Consider the following 19204-nt stretch of genomic DNA (forward strand, 5'->3'; position numbering starts at 1 on the left):
TTTTTGTGTACTGATTCGATTGATTGGTTTATTATGTTACGCAAGCAATTGATAAATACGCAACAAAATAAATAAATTTTTTTATCCTACATTTTCCCTGATTTTGAGCAGGACTTTCTTGCAGGTTTCGATTTCCGAATCACTGATCCCCTGCAAGGAATCGGCTATGGACTGGGCCGCACAGGCAGCGGTATCTTTTTTGAGTGCTTTACCTTTTTGGGTCAGGTAAATCCGGAATACCCGCCTGTCTCCCGGATCATCTTTACGCTCAACTATGCCCTCTCTTTCAAGAATATCAATGATCCGAGTAATATTGGCACGGTTGCGGTTGGTGCAGGAGGCCAAAGCCGTTTGCTGCAAGCCGTCCTGCTGCCAGAGATGGGTCAAAACGCGAAACTGATCGGGTGTGATGGGCAAGTGGCGTTCCTTCATCAATTTGCTCAAATGCCTGAACATGGCCGTGTGGGCTACCCCAAGTATTCTTCCGAATGATGATTCAAATTCAAACTCCATTACGCAATTGTTTAATACGCAACAATATTAATCAAAAATTCATTTAAAAAAAATCCCAATGGAATTTTTATTTAAATTGACAATAGTTACCTGCGTATTATTCCTCCATACAGATAGCTTGCACAGCAGCTGACTGAAAACCACTAGCAGCCAATCCCCTGTATCAGCCTGTCCGGCTAATTTGGGCAAGGCATTAAGGCTGCTAGCATCCGGGAACCCATATTCAGGAAGGTTTATCCAGGGTAGGGATTTGTCTAATCGCCTTCCACAGGAGCTAAAGGGACAAAATGGTGTTTGACGGTATCCGCCGAAACCTGCCAAAGCCTGAAGCCCATGGGCCTGTTGTCAAAATTCTTGCTGGTGGTTTCCCCACTTACCATTTGTAGCTGCCGGTATTGGTTGATCGTCAGCTTGTGGGTATGGCCGGACAGGTAGGCCGCCACATTGTTATCCACAAACAATTCCAGCAACTGCTTCCGGGTAGTATCCGGCAGGTTGTAGTAGTGATCGGCTTCCTCCGGATCTTCGGTATACAGGGGATAATGCCCCAATACGAAGGTAGGGTACCGTTCATTCTTTTGTTTTATTATAGTCTTTTTCACCCATTGGTCGTGTTTTTCCGATTCATTTTCTACCCTCACTTTCCACAACTGGGTGTTGGTCACGACAAAGGCATGTTTTTTATGCCTGAACCGGTAATAATCCTTTCCGATGGTTTTGCGGTAGTATTGGAGGCTGGTATCATTGGGGACATTGCCCACGTCATGGTTACCCGATACCAGGTAGGAGGGAAGGGTAAAGCCCTCCCGGATACTTTTGAAATCTGCATAGCTGCTGTCGCTGGCATCGTTCACCAGGTCGCCGCAGATGACCACAAAATCAGCCTCTAGCGCATTGATCTGTTTTACCGCCTGCCGGAATGTTTTTACATCATGATCATAACCTCCCATTCCCAGCTGGGTATCGCACATTTGTACAAAGGAGAAAGTGCTTTGGGCTTTGAGGGGTAGGGATAGGGAAGAAATAAGGATTATAAAGAATGTTAAGCGATAGCATATAGTTAGATTCATAATATTGTAGTGACGTAGGATGATTGAAATTAAACCAAAAAGTTGATTGAACCAAAAAAAGAAAAGACCGTCGTTTTCTTGAAATCATTTTTGGTCTTTTAGAAAATTATTCCATTAAATGATTAATTAGCCCTTTAGATCAAATAAATAACTCAATTTTGGCTCAAATTTATTTAAAAATTAATATTATGGATCTTCAACTTTATATGCCATAATTAAATTTTTTTATGAAATAAATCACAAAAAAATTTGGTTTAATTTTATTATATTGTTATTATTGATAAGCCCTTATTTTTAAAGTACGCTATCTAGATGTTGGAAAAATGTGTTTTTAAGGGTTTTCGATAACGTTCCTTGCTACCGTATTGCGATGTCTTTGGGCTTTTAATAGTTAGTTATTTCCATTTTGAAGTGAAAATTGGGCAGATTGGGGAAATGACCTGTTAAAGGATGAATTGAGTTCCTTAATGGATTCTGGTTTTTGATCTTTTGTCTAATTGCTTACCGTTTCTAAGGTATGGATTCAAGAATTTTCCCTGCAGCCATAGCTAGTCTCACTGTGGAAGTTTTCGATGCAAGGATTAGTGTCCGCTCCAAAGTTATATACCTGATTATTTTGGCCATATTGGTATTGAGCGGCATTTCCATGTTTTTTGTCCATGTGGATGTGGCTGTACAATCCCGGGGCACTTTTCAGTCTGCCCTGCAAAGAAACCCATTGATGAGTGCCGTTGGAGGAAGATTGGAGAGTTGGAATCTGGCGGAAAACAAAAAAGTATTTAAGGGTGAGGTATTGGCTGTGATAAGAAAAGAGGTACTGAATCTGGAAATGGAAGGGCTAAAAGAAAGGCTTTCACTTTTAGAAGATTTTATTTCTGATTTAGAGCAATTGCTAATTCAAGATTTGCCAGCGTCTTCACTTCAACCGATTGCTTTAAGGACCCATTTTTTTCAAGCTTCCTTGTTGGAGTATCAGACCCAAATAGCTAACCAAACTGCAGCTGTTCAAAAGTTGGAGCGAGATTATACAAGGGCCAATACGCTATTGAAAAGCAAAACATTGGCTTTTGCGGATTTTGACGAGGTAGAAGTTGAGTACAAACAGGCGAATGCTCAATTGGAACTGATACAAAAGCAAAAAATCCATAAATGGGAACAAGAGCTGAACAACTTTAGGAATGAGAAGATCAAAGTCAGTAATCAACTAAAGGTGTATAAGGAGCAAATGGACCAATATAACATTGTGGCGGGTACGAATGGTACCTTGATCAATGTGTTAAACCTTAATAAAGGTGATTTCATCCATCCACAGCAAAAGCTTGCAGAAATCTCCCCCGACACTACATTACAGGCTGTGATATATATTTCACCAGCTGATATCGCTTTTATCCAAAAAGGACAACAAGTGAGTTTTCAGGTGGATGCCTATAATTACAATCAATGGGGTATTGCAAAAGGTACCGTTTTGGATGTTGCGGATGATCTGACATTATTGAATGAAAAAGAAGTGGGTTATTTGGTCACCTGTATTTTGGACCGCCCTTTTTTGACACTTTCCAATGGGGTTGAGGGCCATGTCAAAAAAGGAATGACCTTTAATGCCCGTTTTATTGTGGCAAGGCGCACATTGTCACAGTTGCTTTATGATAATGTGAATGATTGGATAAACCCGATGGTCAACAACAAACCATAATTTTTACTTTGTCATGGGGATAAATGTTAAACAAAGAGACATTACAGATTGTGGGGCCGCCTGCCTGGCATCAGTAGCCTCTTTTTATAATTTGCAAATGCCAGTGGCAAAAATCAGACTAATGGCTTCCACAGACCAGAAAGGAACAAATGTCTTGGGATTGATTGAAGCTGCTACTAAAATGGGTTTTTCAGCTAAGGGAGTAAGGGGAGAGTTTGAGGCACTGAATGAGGTACCCATGCCTGTTATTGCCCATATTGTTGTCCAAAAGGTGCTTCACCACTTTGTTGTAATCTACAAAATTGGGGAACATCACGTTTCTTATATGGATCCATCAGACGGAAAAGTCCATAAGGTAAGTCACCTGGATTTCAAAACAACTTGGACAGGCGTGTTAGTATTGCTAATGCCCAATGACGGGTTTAGGGCAGTCAACCGAAAAGTGAGTACATGGAGCAGGTTCTGGTTTTTGATACGACCTCACCGTGGGGTAATGTTTCAATCCCTCATAGGAGCCATGATCTATACTATTTTGGGATTGTCTACCTCCATATATGTGCAGAAGATCATCGACCATGTTTTTATCGGAAGAAATACCAATCTTCTCAACCTATTATCTGTGGCCATGGTTGTCTTGCTGTTATTGCAGATCACCATAGGAGTTTTTAAAACCCTTTTTGTAATAAAGGTGGGGCAGCGAATAGATGCCAGGTTAATTTTGGGGTATTACAAACACCTATTGGCACTACCCCAAAGGTTTTTTGATACCATGCGCGTGGGAGAAATCATCTCCCGCATCAATGATGCGGTGAAAATCAGGGCATTTATCAATGATGTTTCTATTGGTTTGGTGGTGAATGTCTTCATCGTTTTATTCTCTTTTGCCTTGATGTTTACTTTTTATTGGAAGTTGGCTATGGTGATGCTTTTGGTGGTTCCACTGTTTGCATTGATTTACGGAATCAGTAATCAACTCAATAAAAAAATTGAGCGGAGGCTAATGGAAGAATCAGCCGAATTGGAGTCACAACTGGTGGAATCCATTACTGCTGCCGGAACCATTAAAAAATTTGGAGCCGAAGATCATGCCAATATTAAGACCGAAATTCGCTTTGTGTCATTACTTAGAACCGTGTATCAATCTGGGATAAGTTCTATTTTTTCAGGTACATCCTCAGAAACTGTTTCCAGGCTATTTACCATAATTTTACTATGGGTTGGTGCTGGCTATGTGTTGAAAAATGATATCACACCTGGGGAACTGATGGCTTTTTATGCTTTGACGGGGTATTTGACGGGACCCATTTCAGACCTGATTGGCATGAATAAAACCATTCAAAATGCCCTTATTGCTGCAGATCGCCTGTTTGAAATCATGGATCTGGAAGAAGAAAGTGAAGGGGAAACCTTTCCTTTGACAAAAGAAGAAGTTGGGGATATCACCTTTAAAAATGTAAGTTTTCGGTATGGGTCCAGGACCAATGTCTTTGAAAGTCTGAACCTTAGCATTCCAAGAGGAAAAATTTCCGGAGTAGTGGGAGACAGCGGCTCTGGAAAAAGCACTTTGGTGGCTCTATTACAAAACCTATACCCACTACAATCGGGTCAGATCTATATCGGTGAACATAACATCAATTATATCAAAAATACCAGCCTTCGTCAGATAGTATCTGTAGTGCCGCAGCGCATTGATCTTTTTGCCGGGAACGTCCTTGAAAATATTGCCTTGGGAGATTATCAACCTGACATGCAGCGGATCGTGACCCTTTGTAACAAACTAGGAATGATGGATTTTATAGAAAGCCTACCCAATGGTTTTGGTACCTACCTGGGTGAGAATGGAGCGGCATTATCGGGAGGCCAGAAACAGCGTATAGCTATTGCCCGGGCATTGTACAGAGATCCTGCAATCCTGATCCTGGATGAGGCTACTGCCTCATTGGATCCAGATGCGGAACAATTTGTCCGCAATACAATAGGTCAATTGGCAAGCGAGGGGAAAACGATCATATTTATTACCCATAGGCTTGCAGCCGTTCAGGAATTTGACAGGATCTTTGTTCTGGACAAGGGTCAACTTATTGAGGAAGGGATTCATGAGGAATTATTGGAAAGAGAAGGCAAGTATCTTGAAATGGTAAAAAAGCAATTTTTGGTAATCAATATAAACAACTAAACTGTATATATTATGGAATTCATTAAACAAATAGAACGATTTCAGGTACTGAATAAACTTGTAAAGGATGAATGCACCGGACGACCGGAAGAATTGGCCAGGCGGTTAGGGGTAAGTAGGGCAAAACTATATTTAATGCTGGAGGAGCTAAGAGATTATGGAGTGGAGGTGGTTTTCTCAAAAAAAATTAACTCTTTCAAGTACAAGAATTGTAGCGGTTTGAATCTAAATTTCTCCTTAAAAGTACTCGACGAAAATGAAGCAAGAATGGTATTGGGGGGAGAAAATTTAACTTTTTCACTGGAGTCTAAAATTTTAGACGGAGCATTGTTACATTTAAAGCATGATTATAGTCGTATAATCTAAAGAGTGAATATAATTGAAAATTAAAATTTAACAGAAGTAAATGTTTAATTAAATTTTAAAATTACTAAATTATGAATAAATTTAAAGAGTTAAACAATTCGGAAAAAGAAAAAATAACTGGAGGTTTCTTACCTGTAGTAGGTGTAGGCTTAAAGTTTTTTGGTGGTGCTTTATTTGGTGCGGCCTTAGTAGAACTCGTCACCGAAGGCTGGGATTCAGTAAAAAGAGATTTCAATGAAGGCTATAATGAAGTTAGAATAAAATAGCAATGAAAGATTTAAAATTTGAAGAAATGGTATCCATCTCAGGAGGTGGAAATGTTTGGAGATGGTTCGGTAAAGTAGCTGCTATGATTGCAAATAATTACGATAGAAATATTGATAACGTATATTCTAATGCAATGATGGGGAATTACATGGCCGATTAAATATTTGTCCATCGGAAGTTTTCTGATGGACTAAATTTATATTTTATGATGAGAATAATGGCAAAAGAAAAAAGTAAAATTTTGCTTATCAATGTTATTTTAATAACGTTGATTATTATTTTTAATGATTATATTTTAATTGTTTTAGAAAATAATACGGTCATTTTTTCTGTCGCTATTGTATGTACGCTTTTATATTCAATTTTTGCATTTATAGAAAATATTTCAAATAGAATTCTATTCATTGCTCCTATCGTAAGTCTTGTTTTGGTTTACTATATTTTTTGGCTAGGATCCGATTTTATTAAATTTTATCAGTTAATTTTGGGTTTAGTTATTGGTATTTTATTTTATATTTTTGAAATTAAAATAGTAAAGAAAAATTTTCTTGAATAATAATTTATCAAAAAAAATAGCTTGATTCTATAATATAAAAATAAAATTAAAAATTTTGAATTTTATAATTTGATAATAGGAGAAAATAGAGCATTTTAATATTTATGATTTTAGAATATTTTATGTTTGAAATATTATCAATACTCAGTATTATAATTATTTTTTTGCTTTCAATAAAAGGGTTTTATATACTTTATATAAACAGAAAAAATTCAACCAATATTTTTGGTTTATATTTTTTAGGAATATTGATATAAATTTAATTTTGTTTTTTTAGTTACAATATTATTTTCACTAGTAACTTTGTTAAATTATTATGAAGGCTATATTTTTCAGATTATTATTAATGATTATAAAATATTATTTTATCAAATTCCAAAAAATTTATCAACTGCTATATTAGAAGAATTTATCTTTAGAATTTTATTTTTTACAAGTCTCATACATTACATAGTGAATAGAAATGTTTTGATTATTTTATCTGCTCTAATATTTTGCTTATATCATTTCCCAGCTAATAGCATACTTTTTGTTAGTTATTTCCTGGCAGGTATCATGTATGGATACTCCTTTGTGAAATTTCAATCTATTTTAATTCCGATTGGTTTACATTTTTCATGGAATTTTGTTCAGGGTGCAATGTTTGGCTATCCCGTTTCGGGGGACTATTCGGTAGGCTTCCTGAATATAAACCTAGTTCCGAGTGATGTTTATAATGGAGGGATTCACGGTCCGGAGGGGAGTATTCTGGGATTAGGAGTACGATTAGCCATTATATTTTTCATTTATGTTTTTCCACCTAGTCTCGAAAACCATGAATTTTTAAGATTAACGAATCCACTTAAACTTTAAAATATGGGCAAAGTTTTTAAATTTTCAATAGACTCAACAATGACTATTCTAATGGGTGAAAGCTATTTACCGATTGGAAAGATTTAATGAAAGAAAAACATTATACCAAGGCAAAGTCTCGCACATTTCCAGACCACAAATTCCAATCGTCAAACACGCGTTAATTTTATTCAACGGTGCACCTTTTAGGTGAAACTTTGCATAAAAAAGCTGCAAAAAGCTGCCAAAAACCTGCGACGATTGACCTCAAAATCGAAACGTTGCATATAAAAAACTGACAGGCGAGGTTCTGAACTGCATGATTCGGGTTCTGAAGTCCCCCTTTTTATAATAAAACCGAAAATTTCCGGTAAAAATGTCAGCCTTTTGGTTTTGGAAACAAAGCGCTGTCAGTTTTTAGTAAAAATCTTCGGTTTTGAGCTTCAAAATCCGACTTAGGAACCGAAACGTTGAATTTTTTATATTCAAGGCTGTCAGTTTTTGGTGAACGCTTGTCAGTTTTTAGTCCAGGCTTCCATTTCTGAAGTCCTTAGTCGGGGTTCCGAGCAACCTTTGGGGGCTTTGGAAGTACCTTTCTGTTAGGCGAATCCCCATCTACCAAAGAAAATAAGCTGTAAATCCTACTTGTAGTCAGGATTCGGGTGGTAGGTGCTGAATTCCTGCAATCTTCCGATCAGGCTGGACCAGCAAAATGTTGTTGTTTTACCGAAAAATAGGGGAGAAGCATGTGCTACAGGCCTAAAGTAGCGTGAAAGCGCATTTTTTCGGGTCATATCCTGGATTTATGGTACATACTGTGTCTGTCGGTGTATAAATGAAGCAAGCAGATAAAAAACTGCTTTTGCTGGTCATTAAAGAAATATTTAGTATTATTAAACCCTCAATGAAAGTGTTGATTTATCAGGGATATTCCCCAGATCACTGTTGGATAACCCTGATTCGGTCAGGGATATATTTGAGTTGGGCAACATACAAAAAGCCCACCGCACAAACAGCACATTTGGTTTTTGCCGACACAAAAGCCAACGCTGAAAAACCAAAAGAGCTGTTTTTTGCCAACGCTCGGACGGAAAACGAAACTGAAAAAGTAAATTTAGAAACTGAATAAAAGGACAAAAAATATAGATGAAGAACTTTAAAGAAAAGTCAGACAAAATATGGGAAGTTGCAAATCTTCTCAGAGGCGATTACAAAAGAGCCGATTACGGAAAAGTAATTCTGCCAATGACAGTGCTAAGGCGTTTGGACTGCGTGTTAAAAAGTACCAAACAAGATGTTCTTGACTATTTGCCAAAAGTTGACAGTTTAAAAGAAAGTGCTAAGGACATTGCTTTGAATAAAAAAGCAGGTTTTAACTTCCATAACCGAAGCCAATTTGACTTTGACAAACTCATTGCCGACCCAAACAATGTAGCGGCTAACCTAAGAAACTTCATCAACGGATTTTCAACAAGTGCCAGAGAAATAATTGAGTACTTCAATTTTGACGACCAAATAGATAGAATGGACGACCCAAAGGCGGACATTCTTTTTCGAGTGGTAAAAGCATTTCAAGAAATCGACCTTTCGGAAGATGACCCAATGATTATGGGTTACATTTTTGAAGACCTTATCCGTAAATTCTCTGAACAATCCAACGAAACAGCAGGAGAACACTTTACACCAAGAGAAGTAATTCGATTAATGGTAAATGTGCTTTTCAATGAAGATAGCGAGACTTTGACCAAAGAGGGAATTGTAAAAACAATGTACGACCCTGCTTGCGGAACAGGCGGAATGCTTTCGGTAGCTGAACAACATTTGAACGAACTCAACGCCAAAGCCGAACTCAAAGTTTTCGGTCAAGAAATAAACCCTGAATCTTATGCTATCTGTAAATCGGATATGCTGATTAAAGGGCAGAATCCTTCCAATGTGAAATTTGGAAACACCTTTACGGTGGACGGACTGGAAGAAGAAAAGTTTGATTATATGCTTTCCAACCCGCCTTTTGGTGTGGACTGGAAAAAAGCACAGAAAATAATCAAAGCAGAAGCGGACAGCAAAGGAATGCGAGGACGTTTTGGAGCAGGTTTACCAAGAATAAACGATGGTTCGCTACTCTTTTTGCAGCATATGATTTCCAAAATGAAACCAGGCGGAACTCGAATTGGCATTGTGTTTAATGGTTCGCCTTTGTTTTCGGGTGCAGCAGGAAGCGGAGAAAGTGAAATTAGAAAATGGATTATTGAAAATGACTGGTTGGAAACCATCATTGCACTACCTGACCAACTCTTTTACAACACAGGTATTTCAACGTACATCTGGATTGTTACCAATAAGAAAAGTGCAGAACGAAAAGGGAAAGTACAGTTGATAAATACCACAGGTGTAAAAGATGAAGAATTGATGAAAGAGGGCAAGCTCGACCACAACCGCTTTTGGCAAAAAATGGATAAAAGCCTTGGGAATAAACGTAAAAAGATTGTTGAAAACGGCAACGAAAAAGGCATTGGTTTTATCACTCAAATTTATGGCAATTTTGAAGAAAACGAGTTCTCTAAAATTGTACCCAATGATTATTTTGCCTATTACCGTGTTACGGTGGAACAACCACTCATAGAAGAAGGCAAAGTAGTAAAAAGCAAAGGCAAACCAAAGCCTGACAGCTCTTTACGAGATTATGAAAACATCCCTTTTTTGAAAACAGACCAAAACGGAAAACTTGTACCGCAAACCATTGAGGAATACGTTGAGCGAGAGGTAAAACCGCACTTGCCAACGGCTTGGATTGATGAAACCAAAACCAAAATTGGTTACGAAATAAACTTTACCAAATATTTCTACGAGTTCAAACCCCTGCGACCTTTAGATAAGATTAAAGCCGATATTTTGGCATTGGAAGAAAAGACTTTGGAAACTGAAAAAACGGTGCTTGACTAATGGAGAAATACGACAACTATAAAGATTCAGGCATTGAATGGATTGGGGAAATTCCTGAGCATTGGGAAAATATTCAAATTAAACATTTAGCTATTGGAGATAATACTCTCTTTCTTGACGGTGACTGGATAGAAAGCAAAGAAATCATTTATGATAATGGGGAGTACAGATATATTACAACTGGAAATGTTGGTGAAGGGAAATATAAAGAACAGGGCAATACTTATATAACACAAGAAACTTTTGAAAAACTAAATTGTACAGAGGTTGTGCCTGATGATTTACTTATTTCAAGACTAAATCCACCGATTGGAAGGTCTTGCCTTGTGCCTGATTTAGGGAATAAAATTGTTACTTCTGTTGATAATGTAATCTTACGTCCAAGTCCTAAATACAAAAAGAATTATTTAGTACACTTTTTTACGAACACTAATTACTTTGAATATACCTCACTTGTTGGAAGAGGTGCTACAATGCAAAGAATTAGTAGAAGTATGCTTGGGGATATTAAAATAGCTTTACCACCAACCCCCGAAGAACAAACCGCCATAGCGAACTACCTCGACCGCAAAACCACCGAAATAGACGAACTCATAGCCGACAAAAAACGCCTGCTCGAACTCTACGAAGAAGAAAAAACCGCCATCATCAACCAAGCCGTTACCAAAGGTATTAATCCCAATGTGCCAATGAAAGACAGCGGTATTGAATGGTTGGGCGAAATTCCTGAGCATTGGGAAATTTTGCCTATAAAATATACCGCTAATGTTCAGACAGGAAGAACACCAAAAATTGCAAATTCAGATATTGATTTTTTTGAAAATGGAGATACTAATTGGTATACACCAGGCGATTTTGATGGAAACGAAATATTGAAAGAATCTAAAAGAAAGATTATTTCTGAAGCCTTTGAAAAAAATCAAGTAGAGTTATTTCCAAAACAATCAATATATCTTGTGAGTATTGGTGCTACTCTTGGAAAAGTGAGTTTGTCTGAATCTGAAGCATCGGCAAATCAACAAATCAATATTATTTCATTCAACAAAGAAATAGTCATACCACATTGGGGATATTATTTTATTGTTGGTAATAAAGAGATGGTTTTAAATGAAGCGGACTACACAACTTTGCCAATTCTAAATCAAACGAAATTGAAGAATATTTGGATAGCATTCCCCAATATTGACGAACAAAAAAATATTATAGCCCACGTTAATAATGAATTAGATAGACTTAGATTAAAAGTTGGTAATACAAAAAAACTAATCGACCTACTCACCGAATACCGCACCGCCTTAATCAGCGAAGTAGTAACAGGTAAAATAAAAGTAACGGAATAAGCTATGACACTTTGTACAGCACATATACGCCAAGTAAACGACACCGAAGAATTGGTTTTTGCAACCGATAGTTGCCTTACGGGTGGCGAAAAATGGAAACACGGTATAAAGTTGTTTGAACTGCCTCGCAAAGACTGTTTGCTCTGTTTTGCAGGCGATACGTTTAGAGCATATCCTTTGGTATTAAATATGGTTTCTTCCATACACTTAGATAAATATTTGCAATCGCCTTCTGCTACGCTCGAAGAAGTATTGGAATTTTTGTCCGAGCAATTTACAACCTTGGTAAAAACCATTACTGAAATTGACAAAGAAAGAATACACGAAGAAAGAGGCTCCGCTCAATTTTTGTTTGGTGGTTGGGATTGGCAAAAAGGACTTTATCGGGTTTGGAAATTGCACTACACTAAAGATGCTGAAGGCTTTGTTTTTGACGAACTAACCAACGATAATAATCAAACTATTTTTTACACATTTTTGGGTAATGCCGATATTGATGTAGAAAAAGAAGCCAAAGAACGATTTAAAAAACTGCTTTCTGACGAAGATAAATTTGGTAAAAAATTGGATATGGAACCCTTACGGGTTTTGAGTTCTATATCGCTTGACAAGAATATAAGGGAAGTTGACGGCAGTTTGCAAATTGCCAAAATATACAAATCAAACCGCACAGAGTTTTTTGGGATTTATTGGGAATCGAGCAAAGGAAAACCTTGTTTTCAAGGAAGAGAATACAACGAAATAAACAAACCTTTGGTTCGCTATTTTGACCCTGACACTTTTGAAATTTTAGAATCAGATTTGCCAAGTAAACTAAACAATATTTCAGAAGAAGATTATCAAAACGATTATGAATTTATAAAAGATTGCTACGATGAAACAGGCAATCTTAAAGAAACCGTTTCAGAAAAAGAAAAGCATACACTAAGACTGATTTTTAAAGATGTTGCTTACAGACAATTTGTGAAGAAACAAGAGGACGAGCAAACGGCACAAATAGAGGAATTATGAGCATTACAACCGAAAATACATTTGAAACTGCCCTTGTACAAACACTTGTAGAAAAAGGCGGCTACACACAAGGAAATGCAGAAGATTATAGCAAAGAACTGGGAATGTTTAAATATGAAGTGATTGCATTTCTGCAAGCATCCCAACCCAAAAGGTGGGCTAAAATTTCTGCCATTCACGGAGCCGATACCAATAATAGAATTATACAACGTCTTTACAAAGAACTCGATTTAAGAGGCAGTTTAGATGTACTTAGAAATGGATTTGTAGATTATGGAGTGCGTTTCCAAATGGCATATTTTCAACCAGCTTCGGGTCTCAACCCTGATGCTGTTGATTTATACAATAAAAACAGCCTAAAAGTGTACCGCCAAATTTATTACAGCACCAAGAATAAAAACTCGGTAGATGTTGTTTTGGCACTTAACGGTATTCCTGTGGCTACTTTAGAACTCAAAAACCAGTTTACAGGTCAGGATGTTGGAAATGCTTTAAAACAATACAGCACCACCAGAGACAATAAAGAATTGTTGTTTGCTTTCAAAAAACGAACCTTGGTACACTTTGCTGTTGACCAAGATGAAGTATTTATGACCACCAAATTAGATGGGAGCAAAACCTATTGGCTACCATTCAATAAAGGAGCAAACAACGGAAAGGGAAATCCTAAAAATGAAAATGGTTACCGAACAGCCTATTTATGGGGATACATCTTACAGAAAGATAGTTGGATGGAAATTTTGCAGCGTTTCTTGCATTTAGAAACGGAAGAATTTGAATCTAACGGCAAAATTTACAAGAAAGAAAAATTAATATTTCCACGATACCATCAATTAGATGCCGTTCGTAAAATCAGTAACAACGTACTTGAAGTAGAAGCAGGTACAAATTATTTAATACAACATTCGGCAGGTTCAGGTAAAAGTAATTCCATTGCTTGGTTGGCTTACAGGCTTTCAAGTTTGCATAATAACACAGACAAGCGAATATTTGATTCGGTGATTGTGGTTACCGATAGAAAAGTACTTGACCAACAATTGCAAAATACCATTTATCAATTTGAGCATAAAACAGGCGTTGTTCAGCGAATAGATAAAGACAGCACACAATTAGCTTCTGCTTTGGGCTATGGAACAAATATCATCATTACCACTTTACAGAAATTTCCTTTTGTGGTGGATAAAGTTGGTGAGTTGCCCGACCGAAATTATGCAGTAATTATTGACGAAGCACACAGCTCACAAGGAGGCGAAGCCAGTAAAAAAATGAAAGAGGTTTTAGCTGCAAAATCCTTAGAAGAAGCAACAACTGAAGACACCACGGACGACTATACGGGAGATGATTTTGTAAGAGAACAAATAGAGCGTTCTGCACAGGCAAGAGGTCAGCAAAGTAATATTTCGTTTTTTGCATTTACGGCTACGCCAAAGTATAAAACATTACAGGTTTTTGGTCATAAAGATGCCGAAGGCAAACCACAACCCTTTCATTTGTATTCAATGCGTCAAGCTATTGAAGAAGGTTTTATTTTAGATGTTTTAAAAAATTACACCACTTACGAACTTTACTTTAAACTAACCAAAGCCATTGAAGATGACCCCAATTTGAACAAAAAGAAAGCGGCAAAAGCAATTGGTAAATTTGTTTCCTTACATCCGCATAATTTGGCTCAAAAAACTGAAATCATTATTGAGCATTTCAAGCAAATTGTTTCTCATAAAATTGGAGGAAAAGCCAAAGCAATGTTGGTTTGCGGTTCTAGATTACACGCTAAACGCTATTTTGAAGAATTTAATAAGTACATAAAAGAAAAAGGCTATCAAAATGATATTAAAATCCTTGTGGCATTTTCGGGTAAAGTGATAGATAACAACACACCTGATGGCGTTTCTGAACCACAAATGACAGGATATAGCGAAAAAGAATTACCTGAAATTTTTGACAGGGAAGAATACAAGATTTTAATTGTGGCAGACAAATACCAAACAGGATTTGACCAGCCACTTTTGCAAACAATGTATGTAGATAAAAAACTCTCGGGAGTAAAAGCAGTACAGACATTATCTCGGTTAAACAGGACTTGTGCAGGTAAAGAAGATACATTCGTTTTAGATTTTGCAAATGACCGTGAAACTATTTTTGCATCGTTTCAGCCTTATTATGAAATCACAACGGTTACAGAAGAAACGGACATCAATCACTTGTACGACTTAAAAGCAAGATTAGATGAATTTCAGATTTATTGGGAAACAGAAATTGAAGCCTTTGCAAATGTATATTTCAATCCTGAAACAAAACTTAACAACCCGAAACAACAAAAATACCTTTATTCATTTACCGACCCTGCTGTTGATAGATTTAGGGAAATTGAGGAAGAAGAAAAACAAGACGAGTTTAAAAAAGGATTACGCACATGGACAAATCTTTATGCTTTCTTGGCTCAAATTATGCCTTTCGTTGACCCAGATTTCGAACGTTTTTATGCTTATGCTAAACTGTTGCAAACAAGATTGCCAAAACGAGAACTTTCTGAAAGTTTGCATTTAGACGATGAAGTGGCTTTGGAATATTATCGCTTACAAAAAATTAAAGAAGGCTCAATTGATTTACTAACTGGCGAAACAGGAGAATTAAGCGGAACAACAGAAGCAGGCTTGAAAAGAGCAAAAGATGAAGAAGCGTTGCTTTCTGAAATTATCAATGTACTAAACGACCGTTTTGGAACTGAATTTGAAGAAGCCGACAAACTTTTCTTTGACCAAATAGAAGCGGAATTAATGGAAGATGAAACGCTTCAAACACAGGCAAAAGTAAATAAGATTGACACGTTTAAATACGCTTTTGAGGACTTGTTCATCACAAAACTAATTGACAGAATGGACCAAAATCAGGAAATCTTTGAGAAAATCCTTGAAGACAAAGTATTTGGAAACTTAGTGAAAGAGTTGATGATGAAAAAGGTTTATAAAAAAATGAATGAATAATGCCAACGCATAAAGCCATACACATTTGCAATTCGCACCAGCCAACGCTGCAACCAAAAATTGCAAAAGAGTATGTCTTTGCCAACGCTGACAGACGGACGAAAAAAAAGTACGATTGCCCAACAATGGCTATACGTAATGCGGGCGAAAGTACTGATATTAAAGTAATCACATTAAATAAACTAACTGCTAACCGGAAAGTGAAGTGCCTTGAAATCCCGCACTACGCATAGCCGATAACGTTGTGCGTTTATGTAAAATGACACTATAGAGAAAATTTGAATAACAAATGGCAAGACCTTTTAAAAGTGATTTAGTAATCAATGAACAAATATCAGATGTTGGTATTAGGGCTTATCATGTTGGTTTTGACAAGAATGAATTTAGGTTTGCTCCTCTAGTTGACATCATTAGAAACGTAATACCAGAGTTCTCACTAGGATATCATTGCGGAGAAAACATCCCGTTGACGGAGATAGTGGAAAGGCTCAAAGAAGCTGCTGAAACTGTATATCTGACAGAGAAGTATCAGACACGGGGTGAATTTGGAGAGCTAATCCTACACTTACTGCTTAGAGACTTTCACAATACGGTACCACTTATCTCTAAAATGTACTTTAAAGATTCACACAACGTACCTGCTCATGGTTTTGATGGTGTACAAATCACTATCAACGGAGATGAGAAAAAACTATGGCTAGGAGAATCTAAACTCTATAAAACAGGTAAAGGTGGCATAAGAGATTTGCTCGATGACATTACAAAACATGTAAACGAAGATTACATCAGAAAGGAATTTAATCTTATATCCAGAAAACTTCCTAGTGCGGTTCCCGAAATTGAATATTGGCGTGAGCTTATGGACAAACATCAACGCCTAGACACGATATTCTCCAACATTGTAATCCCAATGGTTTGCTCGTACAACAGCGACCTTTTTAAAAATCATAATGATAACACCAATGAATATTTTGAAGACTTTGTAGCAGAATGTAATGATTTATGCGATCGGTTCAATAAAGGTAAACCAACATCAGATGTAGAAATAATCCTCCTACTTCTACCTGTTCCAGATAAAGATGCTCTAAATGGTGAGTTAGACAAAAGATTAAAATCAATGCAGAGAATATGAGTTTTGAATCTTATACCCAAGCTATTGATTTTCTAATGCAGAAAAAGGAAATATCAATTGAAGATAGTTTCGACTTGTCTAAGTATTGCTCATACCTTCTTCGCAACAGTGAAAAAGAAGGAAGAGATTTAGTAATTCGGATCCACGACAGTTGGAATCTGCTCCCTGAAAGCACAAAGCCAATATGGAACGACATCACCGAGTCCGCAGGATTATATCCATATGTTAATCCAGAATATTTATCCAAGAGTGGTCTTCTCCGATACGAGTACCATAAATCTCGATTTTTGCAAGGAGTTTACCTACACGAAGAACAACAGCAATTATCTGTTGAGCTACAAAGTAAAAGATCACTTGTAGTGAGTGCTCCAACCAGCTTTGGCAAAAGTCTTTTAATCGAAGAAGTTATTGCCAGTCAATTGTATAAGCAGATTGTCGTGATCCAACCAACACTTGCCCTGCTCGATGAAACAAGAAAAAAACTTCTTAAATATAAAGATTCCTACAAGGTAGTTGTGTCCACGAGCCAAGAACCTGATGAAGAAAAAGGAAACATCTTTCTTTTCACAGGTGAGAGAGTTGTAGAGTATGATAAGTTTTCTCAAATTGATTTTTTTGTAATTGATGAATTCTACAAGCTCAGCATTGATAGAGATGATGATAGAGCTATAGCTTTAAACCAAGCATTTCACAGACTTCTAAAATTCACAAACAAGTTCTATTTATTGGGGCCTATGATTAAAAACATCCCCGTAAACTTCAAAAACAAGTTTGAACTTACTTGGTTTCCTACTGAGTTTGCCACAGTTGCAGTAGATGAAATCAATAATACTGTAGAAGGTAAACATAAAGCCACAGAGAAGAAAGAGCTGAAAAAGCTCAATCTTTTCAATTATTTGATCTCGCAGAATGAACAAACAATTATTTACTGCTCAGCACCAAATAGAACTACAAATCTTGCCTTAGAATTTCTCCAATTTTTAAAAGAGAACGCTATTTCGATAAACAATCCTTTTCTAGAAGAAAATAGTGATGTTGTTGAATGGATTGAAGAGAATATAAATGACAGTTGGTCATTAAATGAAGCTCTTGAATATGGTGTTGCATTCCATCATGGTGCCGTTCCTAGACACTTAGGAAGCACAATAGTTGACTGCTTTAATAATGGCTCAGTCCAATGGTTATTCTGTACTTCTACTCTTATTGAAGGCGTAAATACATCTGCAAAGAATGTCGTTCTATTCGATAAGAAAAAAGGCCCTAAACCAATTGATTTCTTTGATTATAAAAATATCGCAGGCAGGTCAGGTAGGATGAGACAACATTTTGTTGGAAATGTAATTCGATTTGAAGACCAACCTGAGCAAATGGAATTAATCGTTGATATTCCACTTTTTAATCAAGAAGAAGCACCCTTAGAAATATTAATTGGCTTAGAAGATGAAGAAATAGAAGACAAAGCAAAGCCTAGACTTGAAAACTTCAATAGCTTACCTGACGATTTAAAAGAAGTAATCAAATTAAACTCGGGTATTTCAATAGAAGCTCAAATGGCTATCGTAGATAAAATAGAATCAAATCTCAATTTTTATCATAGCCAACTAGCTTGGAAATCCCTTCCAAACAATTTTGATAATCTTAGTACAGTTATTGACCTATGTTGGGATACGCTTACAGGCCCAGGAGACAAAACATACATCGATGGAATAGGTAGACTATCTGCACGATGGTTAACAAGTTTTACCTTTTCATACATCAACCTGAAATCCATTAGTGCCGTTATCAATAGCTATATCAACAATGACTTTTGGATTAAAAAAATTCCAGATAGACAAAAACGAATAGACACTGCAACATATTCAATCCTTCACATTACTCGCCATTGGTTCGATTACAAACTTCCGAAATGGTTGAACGTTATATCCAATCTGCAAGAATATGTTTTCAAGAAAAACAACCTTAGTCATGGGAACTACTCCTTTCTATCAAGCAGCATAGAAAACGGTTTCTTACACCCTAATATAGCTGCGTTGAGTGAATATGACATTCCTCTATCAGCTATCCGTAAACTAGAAAAATACATTAATCGAGATAGAACTCCTGAAATGAATATTATCAATCTCAATCAGCTATCTGATGAAGAACTTGAATCTAACAATCTGTTGAGATATGAGATTGCCAAAATTAGAAATGCATTTTAAAATTAAAAACACGAAACGCCAATCGAGTGGATGGCCGCAGGCCATAAGCCTGCGGAGCGACCTTCACAGTTCTGCTTAGGTTGCCAGAGTACTTCCTTAGAGGGTAAACTTTGGCACAGTT

The 19204-nt window shown here is 36.8% G+C and carries 17 protein-coding genes; 14 read left to right on the plus strand and 3 right to left on the minus strand.

Annotation, left to right across the window (positions count from 1 at the left end):
- Positions 1–81 precede the first annotated feature (81 nt).
- Together G9Q97_RS17555 and G9Q97_RS17560 are read right to left on the minus strand one after the other, a co-directional pair.
- Entirely contained in the window at positions 82–513 is a 432-nt protein-coding gene (locus G9Q97_RS17555) for a MarR family winged helix-turn-helix transcriptional regulator (protein WP_166149189.1), read from the minus strand.
- A gap of 254 nt (positions 514–767) precedes the next feature.
- Positions 768–1583 carry a metallophosphoesterase gene (locus G9Q97_RS17560; protein ID WP_166149191.1) on the minus strand — a complete coding sequence of 272 codons (816 nt, stop codon included), beginning with the start codon at positions 1581–1583 and terminating at the stop codon, positions 768–770.
- Between the two features lie 517 nt (positions 1584–2100).
- On the opposite strand from G9Q97_RS17560, the gene G9Q97_RS17565 reads away from it, so the two are divergent.
- From G9Q97_RS17565 to G9Q97_RS25410, 7 genes are all read left to right on the plus strand, one after another.
- Positions 2101–3276, plus strand: a complete 1176-nt coding sequence (locus G9Q97_RS17565) for an HlyD family secretion protein (RefSeq protein WP_166149193.1) — start codon at positions 2101–2103, stop codon at positions 3274–3276.
- 13 nt (positions 3277–3289) lie between these two features.
- Complete coding sequence (locus G9Q97_RS17570; RefSeq protein WP_166149195.1) at positions 3290–5452, plus strand: peptidase domain-containing ABC transporter; 2163 nt, start codon at positions 3290–3292, stop codon at positions 5450–5452.
- Positions 5453–5464: 12 nt separating this feature from the next.
- Positions 5465–5818 (plus strand): TrmB family transcriptional regulator, encoded by a 354-nt coding sequence (locus tag G9Q97_RS17575; RefSeq protein ID WP_166149197.1) that lies wholly within the window; start codon positions 5465–5467, stop codon positions 5816–5818.
- Between the two features lie 71 nt (positions 5819–5889).
- Positions 5890–6084 carry a hypothetical protein gene (locus G9Q97_RS17580; protein WP_166149199.1) on the plus strand — a complete coding sequence of 65 codons (195 nt, stop codon included), beginning with the start codon at positions 5890–5892 and terminating at the stop codon, positions 6082–6084.
- Positions 6085–6086: 2 nt separating this feature from the next.
- Positions 6087–6245 carry a hypothetical protein gene (locus G9Q97_RS17585; RefSeq protein ID WP_166149201.1) on the plus strand — a complete coding sequence of 53 codons (159 nt, stop codon included), beginning with the start codon at positions 6087–6089 and terminating at the stop codon, positions 6243–6245.
- 45 nt (positions 6246–6290) lie between these two features.
- A complete protein-coding gene (locus tag G9Q97_RS17590) occupies positions 6291–6641 on the plus strand; it encodes a hypothetical protein (RefSeq protein ID WP_166149203.1) in 351 nt (116 codons plus the stop codon).
- A 303-nt stretch (positions 6642–6944) separates the two neighbouring features.
- On the plus strand, positions 6945–7493 hold the full coding sequence (locus G9Q97_RS25410) for a CPBP family intramembrane glutamic endopeptidase (protein ID WP_166149205.1): 549 nt from the start codon (positions 6945–6947) through the stop codon (positions 7491–7493).
- Positions 7494–8113: 620 nt separating this feature from the next.
- Here G9Q97_RS25410 and G9Q97_RS17600 read toward each other — a convergent pair.
- Positions 8114–8266 (minus strand): hypothetical protein, encoded by a 153-nt coding sequence (locus tag G9Q97_RS17600; protein ID WP_166149207.1) that lies wholly within the window; start codon positions 8264–8266, stop codon positions 8114–8116.
- Positions 8267–8307: 41 nt separating this feature from the next.
- Here G9Q97_RS17600 and G9Q97_RS17605 point away from each other — a divergent pair, with 41 nt between their 5' ends.
- The 7 genes from G9Q97_RS17605 (at position 8308) to G9Q97_RS17635 (ending at position 19083) form a co-directional block, all read left to right on the plus strand.
- A complete protein-coding gene (locus tag G9Q97_RS17605) occupies positions 8308–8601 on the plus strand; it encodes a hypothetical protein (RefSeq protein WP_166149157.1) in 294 nt (97 codons plus the stop codon).
- A gap of 17 nt (positions 8602–8618) precedes the next feature.
- A complete protein-coding gene (locus G9Q97_RS17610) occupies positions 8619–10415 on the plus strand; it encodes a type I restriction-modification system subunit M (RefSeq protein WP_166149209.1) in 1797 nt (598 codons plus the stop codon).
- On the plus strand, positions 10415–11755 hold the full coding sequence (locus G9Q97_RS17615) for a restriction endonuclease subunit S (protein WP_166149211.1): 1341 nt from the start codon (positions 10415–10417) through the stop codon (positions 11753–11755). Before G9Q97_RS17610 ends, G9Q97_RS17615 begins: the two co-directional genes overlap by 1 nt.
- A gap of 3 nt (positions 11756–11758) precedes the next feature.
- Positions 11759–12766 carry a hypothetical protein gene (locus G9Q97_RS17620; RefSeq protein ID WP_166149213.1) on the plus strand — a complete coding sequence of 336 codons (1008 nt, stop codon included), beginning with the start codon at positions 11759–11761 and terminating at the stop codon, positions 12764–12766.
- Positions 12763–15750: a type I restriction endonuclease subunit R gene (locus tag G9Q97_RS17625; protein WP_166149215.1), complete on the plus strand. Its 2988-nt coding sequence runs from the start codon at positions 12763–12765 to the stop codon at positions 15748–15750. The genes G9Q97_RS17620 and G9Q97_RS17625 overlap by 4 nt, the downstream gene beginning before the upstream one ends.
- A 289-nt stretch (positions 15751–16039) precedes the next feature.
- Complete coding sequence (locus G9Q97_RS17630) at positions 16040–16882, plus strand: HamA C-terminal domain-containing protein (protein ID WP_166149217.1); 843 nt, start codon at positions 16040–16042, stop codon at positions 16880–16882.
- A complete protein-coding gene (locus G9Q97_RS17635) occupies positions 16879–19083 on the plus strand; it encodes a DEAD/DEAH box helicase (protein ID WP_166149219.1) in 2205 nt (734 codons plus the stop codon). Before G9Q97_RS17630 ends, G9Q97_RS17635 begins: the two co-directional genes overlap by 4 nt.
- The last annotated feature ends 121 nt before the right edge of the window (positions 19084–19204 follow it).

The sequence above is a fragment of the Cyclobacterium plantarum genome, from assembly GCF_011290685.1.
GTDB lineage: Bacteria > Bacteroidota > Bacteroidia > Cytophagales > Cyclobacteriaceae > Cyclobacterium > Cyclobacterium plantarum.

What these genes read in the sequence shown, in the direction of transcription:
- G9Q97_RS17555 (WP_166149189.1), bottom strand. Translation starts at nt 513, where the DNA reads ATGGAGTTTGAATTTGAATCATCATTCGGAAGAATACTTGGGGTAGCC.
- G9Q97_RS17560 (WP_166149191.1), bottom strand. Translation starts at nt 1,583, where the DNA reads ATGAATCTAACTATATGCTATCGCTTAACATTCTTTATAATCCTTATT.
- G9Q97_RS17565 (WP_166149193.1), top strand. Translation starts at nt 2,101, where the DNA reads ATGGATTCAAGAATTTTCCCTGCAGCCATAGCTAGTCTCACTGTGGAA.
- G9Q97_RS17570 (WP_166149195.1), top strand. Translation starts at nt 3,290, where the DNA reads ATGGGGATAAATGTTAAACAAAGAGACATTACAGATTGTGGGGCCGCC.
- G9Q97_RS17575 (WP_166149197.1), top strand. Translation starts at nt 5,465, where the DNA reads ATGGAATTCATTAAACAAATAGAACGATTTCAGGTACTGAATAAACTT.
- G9Q97_RS17580 (WP_166149199.1), top strand. Translation starts at nt 5,890, where the DNA reads ATGAATAAATTTAAAGAGTTAAACAATTCGGAAAAAGAAAAAATAACT.
- G9Q97_RS17585 (WP_166149201.1), top strand. Translation starts at nt 6,087, where the DNA reads ATGAAAGATTTAAAATTTGAAGAAATGGTATCCATCTCAGGAGGTGGA.
- G9Q97_RS17590 (WP_166149203.1), top strand. Translation starts at nt 6,291, where the DNA reads ATGATGAGAATAATGGCAAAAGAAAAAAGTAAAATTTTGCTTATCAAT.
- G9Q97_RS17600 (WP_166149207.1), bottom strand. Translation starts at nt 8,266, where the DNA reads ATGACCCGAAAAAATGCGCTTTCACGCTACTTTAGGCCTGTAGCACAT.
- G9Q97_RS17605 (WP_166149157.1), top strand. Translation starts at nt 8,308, where the DNA reads ATGAAGCAAGCAGATAAAAAACTGCTTTTGCTGGTCATTAAAGAAATA.
- G9Q97_RS17610 (WP_166149209.1), top strand. Translation starts at nt 8,619, where the DNA reads ATGAAGAACTTTAAAGAAAAGTCAGACAAAATATGGGAAGTTGCAAAT.
- G9Q97_RS17615 (WP_166149211.1), top strand. Translation starts at nt 10,415, where the DNA reads ATGGAGAAATACGACAACTATAAAGATTCAGGCATTGAATGGATTGGG.
- G9Q97_RS17620 (WP_166149213.1), top strand. Translation starts at nt 11,759, where the DNA reads ATGACACTTTGTACAGCACATATACGCCAAGTAAACGACACCGAAGAA.
- G9Q97_RS17625 (WP_166149215.1), top strand. Translation starts at nt 12,763, where the DNA reads ATGAGCATTACAACCGAAAATACATTTGAAACTGCCCTTGTACAAACA.
- G9Q97_RS17630 (WP_166149217.1), top strand. Translation starts at nt 16,040, where the DNA reads ATGGCAAGACCTTTTAAAAGTGATTTAGTAATCAATGAACAAATATCA.
- G9Q97_RS17635 (WP_166149219.1), top strand. Translation starts at nt 16,879, where the DNA reads ATGAGTTTTGAATCTTATACCCAAGCTATTGATTTTCTAATGCAGAAA.